This window comes from Paraliomyxa miuraensis (assembly GCF_026337845.1).
Taxonomy (GTDB): Bacteria; Myxococcota_A; Polyangia; order Nannocystales; family Nannocystaceae; genus Paraliomyxa; species Paraliomyxa miuraensis.
In genome coordinates, this window is the sequence record NZ_JAOVZF010000150.1 from 276,077 (window position 1) to 292,167 (window position 16,091).

Sequence of the window (16,091 nt, forward strand, 5' to 3'; positions counted from 1 at the left end):
ATCGAGGCGGAAGGTAGCGATCGCCGTGGTGGAAGGTAGCGATCGCCGTGGTGGATCGGGTGCGCGCCGCGGTGGCGCTTCAATGGGGGCGCCTCGTGAGCGAGGCGGAAGGGGGTCCTAGGCGTGCCTCCACCTAGTCCAGAACCGGTCTGGTCATGAGCCCATGTCCGTTGTAGCAGCGTCGAGTGGTGCGATGGGTGCTCGAGGTGGACATGGTCAAAATCCCCAGTGCATGCCAACCGGTGCGGCGTTCGGTGGAGTCTGCGCGGTGTCACCGCAGTCGAAATCGCGCTCGCCCGGCAGGCAGCGCCACACGTGGAGCTCGTCCTCCACCGCGTCGAACCACGCGATGTCATGGCAGCCGTCGGCGTCGAAGTCGCCCACGTAGGGGCTGTAGTCGCCCTCGAGCACGAAGGTCTCCGTCTGGTGCCGCCCAGACGCCACGTGATGACTCTGCCCGCCACTGGGTCGAGCCAGAGGATTCCGGGCGCCACAGGATTGCCTCGGTCGAGCCCTCGGAGTGCCAGAGGATCTCGGCTCCGCCGCCGATCACCCCACCGTAGCGGTAGCCCGAGGCGCCCCAATTGAAGCACGAATCAGACAGTCTTCGCCGGCGCTCGATCGCCGCCATCCGACACGCATACATCGTGGCTAGGCGCCCCTTCGAGCCGGTCACTCGCATGCCGTTGGGTCGCCGATGCACTCGGCCACGAATGCCTCGCACTCCTCCCTGGTCAGATCGAGCGGCGCCGTGCACGAGTGCCCGCACCCGCGTCCACCGGGGTTCATCGCGTAGCAGACGCTGGTGAACGAGCACTGCGGGAAGCAGGTGGCCCTGCACTGGGAGTTGTGCACGACCGTGACCTCGGGGCCCGCGGTGGCTCCCTCGAGGTCGTCCGGCACGGCAAACAGCCCATGGCCATTGCAGACGGGCTCGGCCACGTCCGCGAGCTCCACGAAGTCTGGGTTGCTCGCCGAGATGGTTGGCCCCGTGTCGACCTTCCATGCCCAGCTCAGCGGGCAGATCGCCGCGACGTTGGAGATGGCGCACTCCTCCTTCTCCTTCTCGACGTCGATGTCGGCGCCCATGTCGGGCTCATGCATCGGGGACGGGTCGTCGATTCCTCCATCCGCGCACCCGGCCAGCCACACGATCACGATGAGTCGCTTCATGACCAAGCCTCCATTCAGTCCACGACCACGGACAGCTCGATGGGCTCGCCGGCTCGCTCGAGCGTGACCACGAAGCTCCCCGCGCCGTTCGACTTGCTCGCCGCGTTCATCATCGCGTCGATGCTGTTCAGGGTCTGGCCGTCGATCGCGAGCAAGGCATCGCCCAGCTCGAGCCCCATCGCCACGGCCAACCCCTGCTCGCCGAGCCGCGAGACCACGAAGTGCCCATCCTCCCTGGCCCGGAACCGGGTGCCGTCGCACGACGCGATCGGCTCACCTTGGTAGAGCAGTGCTTCCTCGATCAACGCGGCGTCGACGGTGACCGTGCCGCCGTCCCGCTCCACGCCATCCTCGGGGTGCCACCACGAGCAGTCGTAGCCGGCGATCCCATCGCTCGTCCCTGCCCCGGTTTCGTCGAGTCCTTCGCCGCCGCCTTGCAAGCAGGCTTCTATGATGATCGCGCAGGACTCGACCACGTCGGGGGTGTCGAGCGGCAAGCATGCCACGCAGTCGAGCCCGCCCTCCCCGTACCCAGCATGGCACGCGTGCTCACCTGGCATGCACCACCCACAGGCCGGAGTGCATTCCTCACCGATGTCGATGTACGTGCCAACGAAGTCGGCCGAGCTACTCACCTGCACGACCCACGCCCCAGGCCCCACGCCAACCCATGCGGACGGATCGTCGATCGCGATCGCCTTGCTCGTGCCGCCGGAGTGATCCACCCACCACTGCCTGGGAGGAGGACACGCGGCCCCGATCGCTTCGATTGCGTCAGCGATGCATGATCCTCCGGCCTCGCCACCCGTTCCCATCGGTAGCGGCGGCTCGTCATCGTCCAAGAGCTTGCACCCGGCGCCCGCGGCGACGGCTGCGACCATCACGATCGTTCGTGGAACCTTCACGGCCGACAGCCTTCGCTCGCGCACGGACGCCGCCAACCGACACCACTGAATCAGGGTTCGGCGACTTGCCGCGGCCGGCGCTATGACGTCCAGCGCTCCGACAGCGCTCGAGCAGTGGCCGGCCGGTCACGCACGGGTTGCGCCCCGGGCGCGAGACCCTCGAGCAGAGCAGAAGCGGAACGGGTCGCTGGAAGCACGCTGCTTCAATGGGGCGATGATCTGCCGGCTTCAATGGGGCCGCCTCGTGATCGAGGCGGAAGGCCGGGATGGTCTGGAGCGGCTGATGGCCACGGTACCCGCTTCAATGGGGCCACCTCGTGATCGAGGCGGAAGGTCGACCAGCGGGGGAACTCGATGCGCAAGCCGCTCTGGCTTCAATGGGGCCGCCTCGTGATCGAGGCGGAAGGACCGTCGAGCCTGGGACAAGGGCGAGAAGGGGGAGACTGCTTCAATGGGGCCGCCTCGTGATCGAGGCGGAAGGAAGAGCAAGCTCCAGGTGACGGTGGTTGCGGTTGATTCGCTTCAATGGGGCCGCCTCGTGATCGAGGCGGAAGGAAGAGGACGAGGAGGGGAACGTGTACCTCGATGTCTCGCTTCAATGGGGCCGCCTCGTGATCGAGGCGGAAGGCTGCGGGCCTTGATCCCAAACTCCTTGAGCCGCTCGCTTCAATGGGGCCGCCTCGTGATCGAGGCGGAAGGGCGACTTCGGGTGAGTCCCAAGACGCTCTACCAGGCTTCAATGGGGCCGCCTCGTGATCGAGGCGGAAGGTTGGGATGCTCGATGAGCCGGCCACGAAGGCGACGCTGCTTCAATGGGGCCGCCTCGTGATCGAGGCGGAAGGTAGGCCATGGCAGACGCAGACCAAATGCCCCCCTACGCTTCAATGGGGCCGCCTCGTGATCGAGGCGGAAGGCCGGCTATGCGGCCGTGACGGTAAGTCGATCACCGCGCTTCAATGGGGCCGCCTCGTGATCGAGGCGGAAGGATGGACGACGCGGCGATCCTGGAGCATGGCCAAGTAGCTTCAATGGGGCCGCCTCGTGATCGAGGCGGAAGGAAGATGCCGAAGGGTAGTGATTCGTTCGTATGGGATCACGCTTCAATGGGGCCGCCTCGTGATCGAGGCGGAAGGCTTCGACTTCCCGTCCATCTTCGGATTCTCCATGTCGCTTCAATGGGGCCGCCTCGTGATCGAGGCGGAAGGCTCGCCGTCTCGCTCGCGCCAAGGATGCACAAGCGGCTTCAATGGGGCCGCCTCGTGATCGAGGCGGAAGGATGGACGACGCGGCGATCCTGGAGCATGGCCAAGTAGCTTCAATGGGGCCGCCTCGTGATCGAGGCGGAAGGTGCGAGGGATGACGACCGGGCAGCGGCGCCGCTGGCTGCTTCAATGGGGCCGCCTCGTGATCGAGGCGGAAGGTCGAGTAGGCGACGCTTGATGTCGTCCCACCCGCGGTGCTTCAATGGGGCCGCCTCGTGATCGAGGCGGAAGGAAGCTGTTCGACCTGGAGGAAGAACCGCGCCCGCGTCTGCTTCAATGGGGCCGCCTCGTGATCGAGGCGGAAGGTACGGGAGCTTGAAGCGCGTGGGTGGGTGACGGTCACGCTTCAATGGGGCCGCCTCGTGATCGAGGCGGAAGGGTGCGGCGGGTCGTGCGACCACTGCGGCACGGCGATCTGGCTTCAATGGGGCCGCCTCGTGATCGAGGCGGAAGGCTTGCCCCTGCGGTACTCGCCCTCCCAGTGGAGCACCCGCTTCAATGGGGCCGCCTCGTGATCGAGGCGGAAGGCGACATCAAGTCCGGCCGCCTTCGGTGGGACGTGTTCTTGCTTCAATGGGGCCGCCTCGTGATCGAGGCGGAAGGAGTTCCCGTCGCTGCAACCCAGCGAGTTCTTCGAGTCGCTTCAATGGGGCCGCCTCGTGATCGAGGCGGAAGGTGGGTCTCGGTGGCGGCGTTCATGGTGGCTCCCTCTGCTTCAATGGGGCCGCCTCGTGATCGAGGCGGAAGGCTGCCAATCGAGGGCCGCACTGAGCACCGGGGGCTCTGGCTTCAATGGGGCCGCCTCGTGATCGAGGCGGAAGGGCCGAAGGGCAAGGCGCGGACGCCTCGGATGAGGTCGCTTCAATGGGGCCGCCTCGTGATCGAGGCGGAAGGGAGCGGGATCGCGGTGCCGTCCGGGGAGCCCTCGACGGTGCTTCAATGGGGCCGCCTCGTGATCGAGGCGGAAGGCAGCCAAGCCAAGCGTCGTCGTGACCAACAAGCACGCTTCAATGGGGCCGCCTCGTGATCGAGGCGGAAGGTCCCAGCGGACCTCCCTCGTACTCGGGAGGAGGACACGCTTCAATGGGGCCGCCTCGTGATCGAGGCGGAAGGCCCCGACACAAGTGGACCACGTTGTCGACCTAATTCTAGCTTCAATGGGGCCGCCTCGTGATCGAGGCGGAAGGAGGGTGATCCATCACTGCTGAAATTCAAGCGATTGAGGCTTCAATGGGGCCGCCTCGTGATCGAGGCGGAAGGGGGTGGACAGCAGAGGCCTTGGCGTCGTTTTGTTCCGCTTCAATGGGGCCGCCTCGTGATCGAGGCGGAAGGTGAGAGGCCCTAGTCAAACAAGCAGGAGACGAGATGCTTCAATGGGGCCGCCTCGTGATCGAGGCGGAAGGCGAGACCGCTGTGCGTCGTGTGGGGAAAGCCGTTGGCGCGGCTTCAATGGGGCCGCCTCGTGATCGAGGCGGAAGGAGCAGCCTTCGTTCCATACACCGTGAGTGCTACCGTGCTTCAATGGGGCCGCCTCGTGATCGAGGCGGAAGGCGAATTTGCTTTCGCTTTCAGCTACCAGCGCGAGGCTTCAATGGGGCCGCCTCGTGATCGAGGCGGAAGGCGTCGCCGTCGCGCCGTCGACCATCTCCACGTCCACCTCGCTTCAATGGGGCCGCCTCGTGATCGAGGCGGAAGGTCCTGGACCTTCTCGTCGAAGTCGAGGTGAGGCATCGCTTCAATGGGGCCGCCTCGTGATCGAGGCGGAAGGGCCCGTCGTCCGGGAGTGCGACTCCCGCTGAAATGTTCGCTTCAATGGGGCCGCCTCGTGATCGAGGCGGAAGGTCGCACAACATCGCGACCGAGGCCGGCGCGGCCAAGCTTCAATGGGGCCGCCTCGTGATCGAGGCGGAAGGCGCTGGGCCACCGCTCACCGACAAGCAACGAGGGGTCTTGCTTCAATGGGGCCGCCTCGTGATCGAGGCGGAAGGGGGCCGCCGTTCCGACGGGGCTGCGCGTGATCTCGGCGCTTCAATGGGGCCGCCTCGTGATCGAGGCGGAAGGCCCGAATGCTGCGAGAGAAGCGGTGGGCATCGGCTATGCTTCAATGGGGCCGCCTCGTGATCGAGGCGGAAGGGGGCCGCCGTTCCGACGGGGCTGCGCGTGATCTCGGCGCTTCAATGGGGCCGCCTCGTGATCGAGGCGGAAGGCCGAGTGGCGCCCCCTAGTGTCCCTGCCCTCCGCGCTTCAATGGGGCCGCCTCGTGATCGAGGCGGAAGGGGAGCGCGATCAATGATCCACGTGCGGGCAGGGCTGCTTCAATGGGGCCGCCTCGTGATCGAGGCGGAAGGGTACGAATCGCGGTCGTCGTGTCATCATCGAACGGGCTTCAATGGGGCCGCCTCGTGATCGAGGCGGAAGGGGGATCGAACCCGAAGAAGTACGGATCGCCAGGCTTGCTTCAATGGGGCCGCCTCGTGATCGAGGCGGAAGGTCGCCGAGCGGCATACGAGCCCAGAACTTGCCCTCGCTTCAATGGGGCCGCCTCGTGATCGAGGCGGAAGGGTACCTGCGCGGGTTGGAGTCAGCCAAGGCGAAGGCTTCAATGGGGCCGCCTCGTGATCGAGGCGGAAGGACGGCCTGTTCGACGCGTCGTCGGCGGGCAACCAGCTGCTTCAATGGGGCCGCCTCGTGATCGAGGCGGAAGGCGCGTCGTCGAGATGCGCTTCGGAACCAAGTAAGGCTTCAATGGGGCCGCCTCGTGATCGAGGCGGAAGGGCGCGACAAGTACCCGTACCTCGATCCACCAGACGAGCTTCAATGGGGCCGCCTCGTGATCGAGGCGGAAGGTGGTGCACATCGACGCGATGACCGACCACGAGAACGAGCTTCAATGGGGCCGCCTCGTGAGCGAGGCGGAAGGCTGAGTGACCCGGCCTCGGCGCAGCTCCTCGACCGTGGGCTTCAATGGGGCCGCCTCGTGAGCGAGGCGGAAGGCGAGTGCACCGCGGGCTCAAGCTCATGGAGCTGGGCGCTTCAATGGGGCCGCCTCGTGAGCGAGGCGGAAGGCTGCCGTTCGATGCCATCGCGCTCCCGTCCAACCGCGAGGCTTCAATGGGGCCGCCTCGTGAGCGAGGCGGAAGGACGGTACGTTCTCCTTCGACACGGTGGGCTCGTCATTGGCTTCAATGGGGCCGCCTCGTGAGCGAGGCGGAAGGGACGAACACGATGCCGTTTCCCGCGGAGCTACTCACGCTTCAATGGGGCCGCCTCGTGAGCGAGGCGGAAGGCCGTCGACAGCGCTGCACCGCTGCGACCGCCGACGTGCTTCAATGGGGCCGCCTCGTGATCGAGGCGGAAGGTCCCGCCTTCCAACCGCCTGGAATCCCAGGCGTTCTCGGGCAGGAAATCAAGCAAGCCCTTTGCCGACATGTCGCCCATGTCACATGTTCAGTACCTCTTCGATTCTCAAACAGCATTCCACCCCCGCCTACGCCCGCGAAATCATCGTTTTGCACGCAAGACCGGGGATTTCCACGCTGAGAGCCCGCGTGATTTCTGCCCCCCACCCTATCACGTCTGGCCCAGCTCTTGACAGGCCAAACCACCCACCCCGGTCGGCCGGCCCCCTTGCCACGGACCGCCGCAGCCGTGCCAGCCGGCCGCCCACCTTCTTCGCCCCTCGTACGAATTTTCGTCCACCCGCGGTGATCGATTTCCGACTTCGCACCACTGTGCCCAAGCGCTCCGAAATTCGACCGTCCCGAAGGATCGTTCCCCTTCGTCGCGCAACCACTCCCAAGAGCCTGCCGCGGTGCAACCGCAGCGCGCCACCTCCCATCTCCCCACCCACCCTCCGGAGCTCACCATGCCCGAGCGCCTGCAGCACACGCCCCCGTCCGAGCTGGCCGATCTCCTCCCGGTCCGCATGTGCAACGAGCTGGTCTACTGCGAGCGCCTCTTCTATCTCGAGCACGTCCAGGGTTACTTCGTCGACTCTGCCGACACCGTCCACGGCCGCGCCCAGCACGAGCGCGCCGCCCGTCGCGGCCGTCGCAAGACCGTCGCCTCCTCCGCCCCCACCGACGATCCACCCCCCGAAGATCCCGAGCTCGCCGACCCTCCCAACACCCTCCGTCGCACCGTCACCCTCGAGTCCTCTGCCCTCGGCGTGCGCGGCCAGTTCGACCTCCTCGAGCTCCACCCCAACGAGGTCGTCGTCATCGAGGCCAAACGCGGCGGCTCTCCTCCCCACGACGATCACACCTGGCTCGATCACGCTCCCCCTCCGCCCCTCCGCCCATGACCACCGACCTCCCCCCGCCCACCCTCTCGACCCTCCAGGCCGCCCTCGCCGGCTCGGGTGCCGCCTTCCGCCTCCGCACCCGCCTCCAGCCCGTGGGCGGCCCGGGTGACAAGGTCTTCCCGCCCACCTACGCCGAGGCCCAGGACGCCAAGAAGAACACCAACCAGACCACCAACTACGCCACCGAAAACCGCGTGATCGACGGCGAGCACAAGCCCTCCGTCCTGCTCGACTCGGTCGCCTCGCAGGCCAACCGCATGGAGCTCGCCCTCCTGCACGCCCGCCGCCGCGGCGAGCTCCGCCTCCCGCTGTGCACCGTCGACTTCACGCCCGAGTTCCCCGAGCTCGGCACCATCAGCGCCCTACAAGCCCCGCACCGAGTCTACGACGCGATCCTCCGCGACTCCACCCTCGACGGCACCGCCTTCCGTGCCTCCGAGGTCGGCCGCCGCCTCACCGATGCCAGCCCCTCCGACGCTCGCGCCATGCTCGAGCACTGCCCCACCGCGCTCGTGTTCGGGGCCTGGGACTCCACCGGCCCCCGCGGCGGCATGGGCCACAAGTTCCAGCGCACGCTCGTCAGCGAGGTCGTCGGCATCGGCTTCTTGCCCGGCACCAAGGTCGGCAGCCGCATCGACCCCATCCAGAGCGCAAAGGCCGTGTCACTCGTGGTTCCCAAAGGAGCACCAGACCAATGGTCCATCGATGAGACGGGCAAGTCGAAGCAACGCCCGTCGGACGCCAATCACTCCAACATTCCCCCCACCCGCGACGAGGAATCCGGCGGCGTCACCGTCGAGTACGCCCTCCACACCGCCGTGCTCTCCCTGCCCGCCCTTCGCCGCCTTCGCTTCGGTGACTGGGACGACGCCAAGACCTCCGCCGCCCATACCCTGCTCGCCGCCCTGGGCCTGCTCGCCATCGCCCTGCAGCGTCGCGAGGGCTACGACTTCCGCAGCCGCTGCACCCTCGTTCCCGAGGCCCCTGCGTCGCTCGAGCTCGTCTCCGCCGACGGCACCGTCGAGCCCTTCTCCCTCACCGTCGACCAGGCCCGCGCCCTCTACTCCGCCGCGCTCGAGCACGCCCTCGCGGCCGGCATCCCCTGGGCCGAGGACGAGCTCGTGCTCCGCCCCATGCCCAAGCTCGTGCAGCTGATCCGCGCCAGCCAAGAGCACCTGCGAGTCAGCGGTACCGCAGACTAGCCCACGAGCGCACCATGCTCTGCCTCCGTCTCGAGCTGCTCACGGGGCGCTACGTCGCCTCGGCGTTCAACGATCGCAACGAGCCCGAGTGGCCTCCCCACCCGGCGCGCGTGTTCTCGGCGCTCGTCGCCGCCCACCACGAAGGCGGCGCCACGGCCGATGCCGAGGCCGCCCTGCGCTGGCTCGAGACCCAGCCGCCTCCCACACTCTCGTTCTCCCCGGCCACCGCACGCGAGCTGAAGATCTGCTACGTGCCCGTCAACGACAAGGCGCTGAGCGACTCGGCGACGCTCGATCGCGCGTGGTCGGACGTGCTCGCGCCCGATGCCACCCCCAAGGCCCGCACCCGCGCCGAGGCCAAGCTCGCCAAGGCCTACGCCAAGGCCAGTGCCCCCGAGACCAAGCTCGCCAAGGACTTTCGCGCCAAGGTCCTCCACGTACTTCCCGCCACCCGCACCAAGCAGCCGCGCACGTTCCCTTCGATGACCCCCGAGGTGCCCGTGGTGTGCCTGAGCTGGCCCACCGAGCCGCCGCCCCGGGTCCTCGCCGGCCTCCGCTCGCTCACCCGCCACCTCGCTCGCCTCGGCCACTCGAGCACCCTGGTCGCAGCCTCCATCACCGATCCCATCACCAACCAGGCGCCCTCCCCCACGTGGCAGCCCGATCCCGAGGGCTCCGAGCTCGTGCGCTGGGTGAGCCCCGGCCAGCTCGATGCCTTGCAAGCCCTGCACGCAGCCCATCCCCACGCCGAGCAGCGCGTGATGCCCTACGTGGTCGCGCGCTACCGCAGCCTCACCCCGACCCCGCGCACGTGGTCGTCGAGCTTCTCGAATGCGTTCGTGGTGCTACGCCGCCTCGACGGCCCACGCCTGCCGCTCTTGGCCAGCGAAGCCCTCGCCGACGCAGCCCGCCGCGCCCTGATGAGTCACGCCGAGGATCCCCGTGCTCCCCTGCTCAGCGGTCATGCACCCGACGGCAGCCCGCTCCAGGCCAACCACCTCGCCATCGTTCCCCTCGCGAACGTGGGCAACCGCCACGCCTCCGGTGATCTGCTCGGCCTGGCCCTCGTTCCCCCTGCTGGCCTCGATCTCGCCGGCCTTCACCCCCTCTACGCCGCGCTCGCCCGCTGGGAGGCCGATGCACGCTCACAGCCCGATCTGCCCCCGGGCGACGACGGCCCCCGTGCCGTCCTCACCATGGGCCGTCTCGGCCGCTGGGTCCTCGAGCGCTGCATCGACCACCCTCGCCTGATCAACCTTCAAGAGCGCACGTGGACCCGCCCCTCCACCGAGTGGGCCACCGTCACCCCGATGATCTTCGATCGCCACCCCGGCTCGCTGCACGACGGCCGCAGCACTCGCCGTCACAAGGCCATCACCCGCGCCCACGCCACCATCGCCGCGGCCTGCCAACGCATCGGCCTGCCCGCTCCCGAAGAGATCGAACTCGACGACGCCCCATTCTTCACGGGCTCGGAGCCCGCCAGTCGCTTCGCTCGCCGCCAGGGCACCACCGACCAGCGCCCACGCCTCCACCTGCACCTTCGCTTCGCCGAGCCCGTGTGCGGCCCCGTGTTGCTGGGTGCCGGCCGCTACCGTGGCCTGGGCTTGTTGCGCCCCCTCGAGCCGCATCCCCAGCTGGAGGCCTGGCATGGCTGAGCCGACCCCCGACGACTTCGTGCCGTTCATGACCGAGGTGACCGGCCACCCGCCGTTCCCCTGGCAGCGGCGCCTGCTCGACGTGGTGCTCGAGTCCGGCTGGCCCTCGCTGCTCGACCTGCCCACCGGAACCGGCAAGACCTCCACGATCCTCGTGGCCCTGTTCGCGCTCGCGCTCGACCCCTCGCGCCACCACCGACGCATCGTGCTCGTGGTCGATCGCCGGATCATCGTCGACCAAGTCGATGGCTTCGCCCGCCGCTTGCAGACCGCGCTGCTCGACCCCTCGCGCCCCGTCTGCACCGCGATCGCAGCCCGCTTGCGCGCCCTGGCCATCACCGCCCCCGGTGAGGAGTCAGAGCCCGTCCGGACCGTGCACCTGCGCGGTGGGATCCCCCGCGACGACACCTGGCTCGGGACTCCCGATCGACCCGCCATCATCGCCTCCACCGTCGACCAGGTGGGCTCGCGGCTCTTGTTCCGCGGCTATGGCGTCTCGGAGGGCATGCGCCCGGTCCACGCCGGCGTGCTCGCGCGCGACACCCTGCTGCTGCTCGACGAGGTCCACCTCGCGACCGCCTTCGAGGAGACCCTCGACCGTCTCGAGCGCACGTATGACTCCGAGCGCTGGGCCGAGCAGCCAACGGGACGCCGCCTCAGCGTGGTCCGCATGAGCGCAACCCCGCGGCCCACGAGCGTCGAGCCCCGGCGAGCCTTCGGCCTCGACGCAGCCGACCGCGCCCACCCCGAGCTCGCCAAACGCCTCGGCGCGTCGCGGATGGCCACCCTCGAGCTGGTCAAGACCAAGAAGGCAGACAGCGAGGACGAGCGCGCCACCAACCGCGCTCGCGTGGCCGAGGCCGCCTGCGCACGAGCCCAGCAGGCAATGCGCGCGGGCGCAACGGCGGTGGGCATCGTGGTCAACCGAGTGGACACCGCCCGCCGCACCGCGGCCCTGCTGCGCACGCACGACGACCTGGAAGTGCTGCTGCTGACCGGACGCATGCGCCCGTTCGACAAGGCTGCGGCCCAGACCGTGCTCGATCGCATCGCCGCCGCCGGTCGAACTCGCGACCCCAACGCCCGCCCCGCCGTGGTCGTGGCCACCAGCTGCATCGAGGCGGGCGCCGACCTCGACTTCGATGCACTCGTCACCGAGGCCGCCAGCCTCGACGCCCTGCGCCAGCGCTTCGGTCGCCTCGATCGCCTGGGCACCCATGGCAACGTGGGCGCCTGGATCCTCGGCTGCACCGATCAGCTCTCCGCCAACGCCAAGGCCGACCCGATCTACGGTGATGCGCTGCGCCACACCTGGGAGTACCTCCAGGAGGTCGCCACCGAGGGTCGCGTGGACTTTGGCCTCGAGACGTTCCCGGCCCCCACTCCCGAGCGCCTGCGCGACCTGCTGCCCCCCATCAAGGAGGCTCCGGTCCTGTTTCCCGCCTACCTCGACCTGTGGTCCGAGACGCGCCCGGCTCCCCATCCCGACCCCGATCCCTCGCTATGGCTGCACGGCAAGGACACCAGACCAAAGCGCGACGTCAGCGTGGTGTTCCGGGGCGACGTGGAGGACGGTGACGACCCTCGAAACGTCAGCGAAGCCCTGGAATTCCTGCCCCCCGTGGCCGATGAAGCGGTGAGCGTCCCCCTCGAGGAGCTGCGCCGCTGGCTCGCGTCGCGCAGCGCCGATTCCAGCAACCCGACCGCATGGCGCTGGACCGCCGACGGGCTCGAGCTCACCCCCGCCAATCGCCTCCGCCCCAACGACACGATCATCGTCCCTGCGATCCTCGGAGGCCTCGGCCTGGGCACCTGGGATCCCGCGAGCACCGAGCGAGTGCCCGACGTCGCCGAGCTCGCCACCTGGCAGACCCACGACGTGGCCAAGCTTCGCCTCGACCGTCGCACGCTCCCGGAGCACCTGCGCGACGGCTGCCCCACCCCGCCCGCCAAAGACGACGACGCGGACGCGCTCGACGACGCCCAGCAGGCCTGCCTCGACTGGCTCGATGCGCTCTCGCAGCACGCACGCGAGCTCGACGACGGCGATCCATGGCAGCCGCTGCTTCGTGCCCTCGCCGACCCCAACCGACGCCGCGCCCCCGACCCCGCCCCTTCACCCACGGGCCGCGTGTGGCGAGTGACGGCGCTGCTCCGCGGGCGGGCCGTGGCGCCCACCACCGAGGACGCGGTCTCGGTGTTCTCGGGCGCCGAGGTCACCCTCGACCAACACCTGCGCGACGTCGAGGCCTGGGCCGGCGCCTTCGGCCGCACCGCCGGCCTGGCCACGCCCCTGGCGAGCGACCTCGCCCTCGCCGCGCTCCTCCACGATCTCGGCAAGGCCGACCTGCGGTTCCAGGCCATGCTGCGTGGGGGCGATCCCATTGCAGCCGCCGGTAGCGATCCCTTGGCCAAGTCTCGCCGCTTCGGGTCGGCCGCATCCCGCCAGCGCGCCCAGCAGCGCAGCGGCTGGCCCACCGGCCTACGCCACGAATTGCTGTCGCTTGCGCTCCTCGATGCCAGCCCTCGACTCCAGGCCCGTGCACACGACCTCGAGCTCGTGCGCCACCTCGTCGCGAGCCACCACGGCTGGTGCCGACCATGGGCCCCCAGCGTGATCGACCCCAGCCCGCAGCGGGTACGAGCACAGGTCGCCGGGATCCAGGTCGACGTGAGCACCGACGCCATCGACGACGCCTTCCTGATCGAGTGCGCGTCACGCTTCCGTCGCCTGTGCCATCGCTACGGCTGGCACGGCCTGGCCTACCTCGAAGCCCTGCTTCGTCTCGGCGATCACCGAGCCAGCGCCACGCCCGGCGTGCAGCCAGGAGACCGTGCATGACCACGCAATCGCACGCCCTGCCCCTGCCCGGGCTCGACGCCCAGGATCCGCTGGCTTACCTCGCAGCCCTCGGCTGCTTGCTCGCGGCTACGAGCCAGTGCCAACGCGAGGGCCTGCCCTCGCCCACGCTGTGCTTCGATCTGGCTGGCGTACCCATCCCCACCCTGCACGGCCCGTGGTCGAGCCTCGACGCCCTTGCGCGAGCGCTGATGGCCGACCTCGACGAGATCGCCGGCCGGGGGCCGTCAGGGGCCGCACGGGACCGATTCCTCGCGTTCACCTACCCCGACGACAAGGGCAATGCCGTTCGCGACCTCAAGCCTCCACCCAAGGACTTCCGCATCCTTGCCGAGACCCTCATCGACGCTGCATGCCCCGAGGATCGCCGGACCGCCGACTGGGCCTCGGCCACTCTGACCGACGTGGCCACGGACGGAAGCAAGAACGCCAAGCCCTTCGCGCTGCACTTCACCGCGGGCCAGCAGCGTTTCCTGGTCGTCGCGCTCGAGTTGCTCGATGGAGCAGACGAGAAGGCAAGACCCGGGTCGCCAAAGCGACCCGTGGACGCCGACGACCTGCGAGTCGCCCTCGCCGGACCATGGCCCCACGATCGCGCGCTCAAGGTGTTCAGCTGGAGCCCCGCCCAGGACCGCGCCTATGCCCTGCGCGCGGTGGACCCCTCGAACGACCAGAAGCTCGGCACCCCCGGCGCGGACTGGCTCGCCTTGCGCGGAATCGGAATGCTCTGCAGTGCACCGGTCGGCACCCAGACTCACCCCGAGATCCACACCAGCGGCGTCCATGGCCGCTGGAAGACGGGGACGTTCAGCTATCCACTCTGGTCGCTGCCCATGGACGCGGACGCAGCGCGCTCCCTGCTACGCCATCCAGCCGTACGACCGCCACGCGCACGCGACCTCGAGGACGGGCTGGCACGCACGCTTCCGCGTGGAGTGGAGGTGCTCACCTGCCGGATCTCCCGCTCCGATCAAGGCGGCTACGGAGCGTTCTCCCACCCCTTGCGGCGCTGAGACCTCCGCTCGACGTGGGCCCCGGCCGATTGGCCGATTGGCCGATCGTCTCGGCCGCGGCGGGCACTATCCTTGTCCCGCATGCCCTTCGAGCGATCCCCGAGCCCCGCCTCCTCGCCCCCGCTGCTCTACGCACGGGTCGATGCCGCGCGCCCGCTCGCGCTGATGCTCGGCGAGCACCACCCGGTGGTGCAGGCGCTGGGCCTTGGTCGCGCGCGGGCGGGCGAGGAGCGGCTCCCGCTCGCCTCGCTCGATGCGCTCTGGGACGCGCTCGTCACGCTGCAGGGACCGAGCGCGCCGCTGCGGCTCGGCGAGCAGATGCGGGCGTCGAGCTTCGGCCTGCTCACGTATGTGCTCGGCTGCGCCCCCTCGGGCGAGCACGCGCTGCGGCGGCTCGCCAGCATCTACGGCGAGCTGCTCAGCGAGGGCACCGGCTACGAGATCGCCGTCGATCGCCGCCACGTGGAGGTCGCGGTGACGCTCCACGGGGCCGGCCGGTCAGCGGGCGCAGCCCTCTTCTCGATCGCCTCGGTGGTCGGCTTCGTGGCGGGCGAGGTGGAGGGCGGGCCACGGCCGCGGTGCGTGGACGTGACGACGGAGGCACCGTCACCGCGCACGGCCGATGCGTTCGCGCGGTTCTTCGGCGGGCCCGTCCGCCACGGTGCGAGCCGGTCACGGCTGGTGTACGAGCGGGCCGCGCTCGAGCGACCGATGCGCGGCAGCGATCCCGCGCTCGCCGAGATCCTCGAAGAGGCCGTACGAACGCGGCGAATCGCGAGCCGGAGCGCGCCCGGTCCGACCCGGGGTCTCGCGCTCCCGCCCACGCCCACCACGGACGCGCTGCGGGGCGTGCTCCTGGCCGCAGGTGCGCGCGCGAGCGTGGGCCAGGACCAGGCCGCCGCCGCGCTCGGGCAGAGCCCCCGCAGCCTGCGACGGCGCCTGGCCGACGAGGGCACGAGCTTCCAGGCGGTGGTCGACCAGGTGCGGCGCAACCTCGCCGAGGCGTGGCTCGCCGTGCCGGGCACGCCGGTGGCCGCGGTGGCCGAGGCGCTCGGCTATGCCGACGCCGCGGCATTCCGCCGCGCGTTTCGCCGCTGGACGGGCACGAGCCCGGCCGCGCACGGCCGGCTCGTGCGGCGCGATCAGGCGCCGGGCATCACCCCGGTGAGCACGAGCGCGAGCCCCTCCACGTCCTCGTCGATCACCTCGACCGGGATGCAGCTCAGCACGCCGTCGTCCAGCCCGGTCTCGTAGACGAGGTCGCCGGGGTCGGGCAGCGGCGCCATCGGATTGGCGTTGCCGTCGTCGTCGAGGAACAGCGCCACGTGGTGTTCCCCCGGCGGCAGGTCGACGATCTCGAACGGGACGGGCACACCGGCCTGCGAGACGTCGGCGTCGTCGATCCGCACGGCCGCGACCAGCGGAGCGCCCAGCTCGCAGGCGGTGAACACCGCGATCCACAGCGTCCCCACGCCGTCGTCGACGGGAACCGCCGCTGCGGAGCGGGTGACCTGGCCGAGGACCGAGAACGTCTCGGGCGGAAGCGAGGCCTCGTCCCCGGTGTGATCGTCGTCGGCCCCGTCCATGGGGCAGCCGGCGCAGAGCGGCGGGATCGCGAGCAGGAGGAGGCAGGAGCGAAGGAGGAAACGAGTCGTACGCATGCACGAGGGATAGCGGGCCAGAGCCGCCGAGGTCAGGACCGATGCGGCCGAATC

10 protein-coding genes and 1 CRISPR repeat array are annotated in these 16,091 nt (G+C 69.5%); of the genes, 6 read left to right on the top strand and 4 right to left on the bottom strand.

From position 1 onward, the window contains the following. Positions 1 to 216: 216 nt before the first annotated feature. The 3 genes from OEB96_RS17990 to OEB96_RS18000 form a co-directional block, all read right to left on the bottom strand. Positions 217 to 444, bottom strand: a complete 228-nt coding sequence (locus OEB96_RS17990) for a hypothetical protein (protein ID WP_266217273.1) — start codon at positions 442 to 444, stop codon at positions 217 to 219. 228 nt (positions 445 to 672) lie between these two features. Further along, on the bottom strand, positions 673 to 1,173 hold the full coding sequence (locus OEB96_RS17995) for a hypothetical protein (RefSeq protein WP_266217275.1): 501 nt from the start codon (positions 1,171 to 1,173) through the stop codon (positions 673 to 675). Between the two features lie 14 nt (positions 1,174 to 1,187). Then, positions 1,188 to 2,078 carry a PDZ domain-containing protein gene (locus tag OEB96_RS18000; protein WP_266217277.1) on the bottom strand — a complete coding sequence of 297 codons (891 nt, stop codon included), beginning with the start codon at positions 2,076 to 2,078 and terminating at the stop codon, positions 1,188 to 1,190. A 225-nt stretch (positions 2,079 to 2,303) separates the two neighbouring features. Further along, a CRISPR array of direct repeats spans positions 2,304 to 6,699; the repeat unit is 36 nt; unit sequence GCTTCAATGGGGCCGCCTCGTGATCGAGGCGGAAGG. Positions 6,700 to 7,205: 506 nt separating this feature from the next. Between OEB96_RS18000 and OEB96_RS18005 the strand changes: the two genes are divergently transcribed. The 6 genes from OEB96_RS18005 to OEB96_RS18030 all read left to right on the top strand — a co-directional run bounded on the left by OEB96_RS18005 (position 7,206) and on the right by OEB96_RS18030 (position 15,630). After that, positions 7,206 to 7,643 carry a CRISPR-associated protein Cas4 gene (locus tag OEB96_RS18005; protein ID WP_266217278.1) on the top strand — a complete coding sequence of 146 codons (438 nt, stop codon included), beginning with the start codon at positions 7,206 to 7,208 and terminating at the stop codon, positions 7,641 to 7,643. After that, positions 7,640 to 8,845, top strand: coding sequence for a type I-G CRISPR-associated RAMP protein Csb1/Cas7g (gene cas7g / locus OEB96_RS18010; RefSeq protein ID WP_266217280.1), 1,206 nt, complete (start codon positions 7,640 to 7,642; stop codon positions 8,843 to 8,845). Before OEB96_RS18005 ends, cas7g begins: the two co-directional genes overlap by 4 nt. A gap of 14 nt (positions 8,846 to 8,859) precedes the next feature. After that, a complete protein-coding gene (csb2, locus tag OEB96_RS18015; RefSeq protein ID WP_266217282.1) occupies positions 8,860 to 10,503 on the top strand; it encodes a type I-G CRISPR-associated protein Csb2 in 1,644 nt (547 codons plus the stop codon). Then, complete coding sequence (gene cas3g / locus OEB96_RS18020; protein WP_266217284.1) at positions 10,496 to 13,345, top strand: type I-G CRISPR-associated helicase/endonuclease Cas3g; 2,850 nt, start codon at positions 10,496 to 10,498, stop codon at positions 13,343 to 13,345. The genes csb2 and cas3g overlap by 8 nt, the downstream gene beginning before the upstream one ends. Further along, positions 13,342 to 14,376: a type I-G CRISPR-associated protein, Cas3-extension family gene (locus OEB96_RS18025; protein WP_266217285.1), complete on the top strand. Its 1,035-nt coding sequence runs from the start codon at positions 13,342 to 13,344 to the stop codon at positions 14,374 to 14,376. Before cas3g ends, OEB96_RS18025 begins: the two co-directional genes overlap by 4 nt. Before the next feature lie 81 nt (positions 14,377 to 14,457). Continuing rightward, a complete protein-coding gene (locus OEB96_RS18030) occupies positions 14,458 to 15,630 on the top strand; it encodes an AraC family transcriptional regulator ligand-binding domain-containing protein (RefSeq protein ID WP_266217287.1) in 1,173 nt (390 codons plus the stop codon). Here the strand turns inward: OEB96_RS18030 and OEB96_RS18035 are convergent. Then, entirely contained in the window at positions 15,519 to 16,037 is a 519-nt protein-coding gene (locus OEB96_RS18035) for a hypothetical protein (RefSeq protein ID WP_266217288.1), read from the bottom strand. The genes OEB96_RS18030 and OEB96_RS18035 overlap by 112 nt on opposite strands. Between the last annotated feature and the right edge of the window lie 54 nt (positions 16,038 to 16,091).

Bases quoted from the DNA above. Each gene is read 5' to 3' on its own strand.
- OEB96_RS17995 (WP_266217275.1), bottom strand. From the start codon at position 1,173: ATGAAGCGACTCATCGTGATCGTGTGGCTGGCCGGGTGCGCGGATGGA.
- OEB96_RS18005 (WP_266217278.1), top strand. From the start codon at position 7,206: ATGCCCGAGCGCCTGCAGCACACGCCCCCGTCCGAGCTGGCCGATCTC.
- cas7g (WP_266217280.1), top strand. From the start codon at position 7,640: ATGACCACCGACCTCCCCCCGCCCACCCTCTCGACCCTCCAGGCCGCC.
- csb2 (WP_266217282.1), top strand. From the start codon at position 8,860: ATGCTCTGCCTCCGTCTCGAGCTGCTCACGGGGCGCTACGTCGCCTCG.
- cas3g (WP_266217284.1), top strand. From the start codon at position 10,496: ATGGCTGAGCCGACCCCCGACGACTTCGTGCCGTTCATGACCGAGGTG.
- OEB96_RS18025 (WP_266217285.1), top strand. From the start codon at position 13,342: ATGACCACGCAATCGCACGCCCTGCCCCTGCCCGGGCTCGACGCCCAG.
- OEB96_RS18030 (WP_266217287.1), top strand. From the start codon at position 14,458: ATGCCCTTCGAGCGATCCCCGAGCCCCGCCTCCTCGCCCCCGCTGCTC.
- OEB96_RS18035 (WP_266217288.1), bottom strand. From the start codon at position 16,037: ATGCGTACGACTCGTTTCCTCCTTCGCTCCTGCCTCCTCCTGCTCGCG.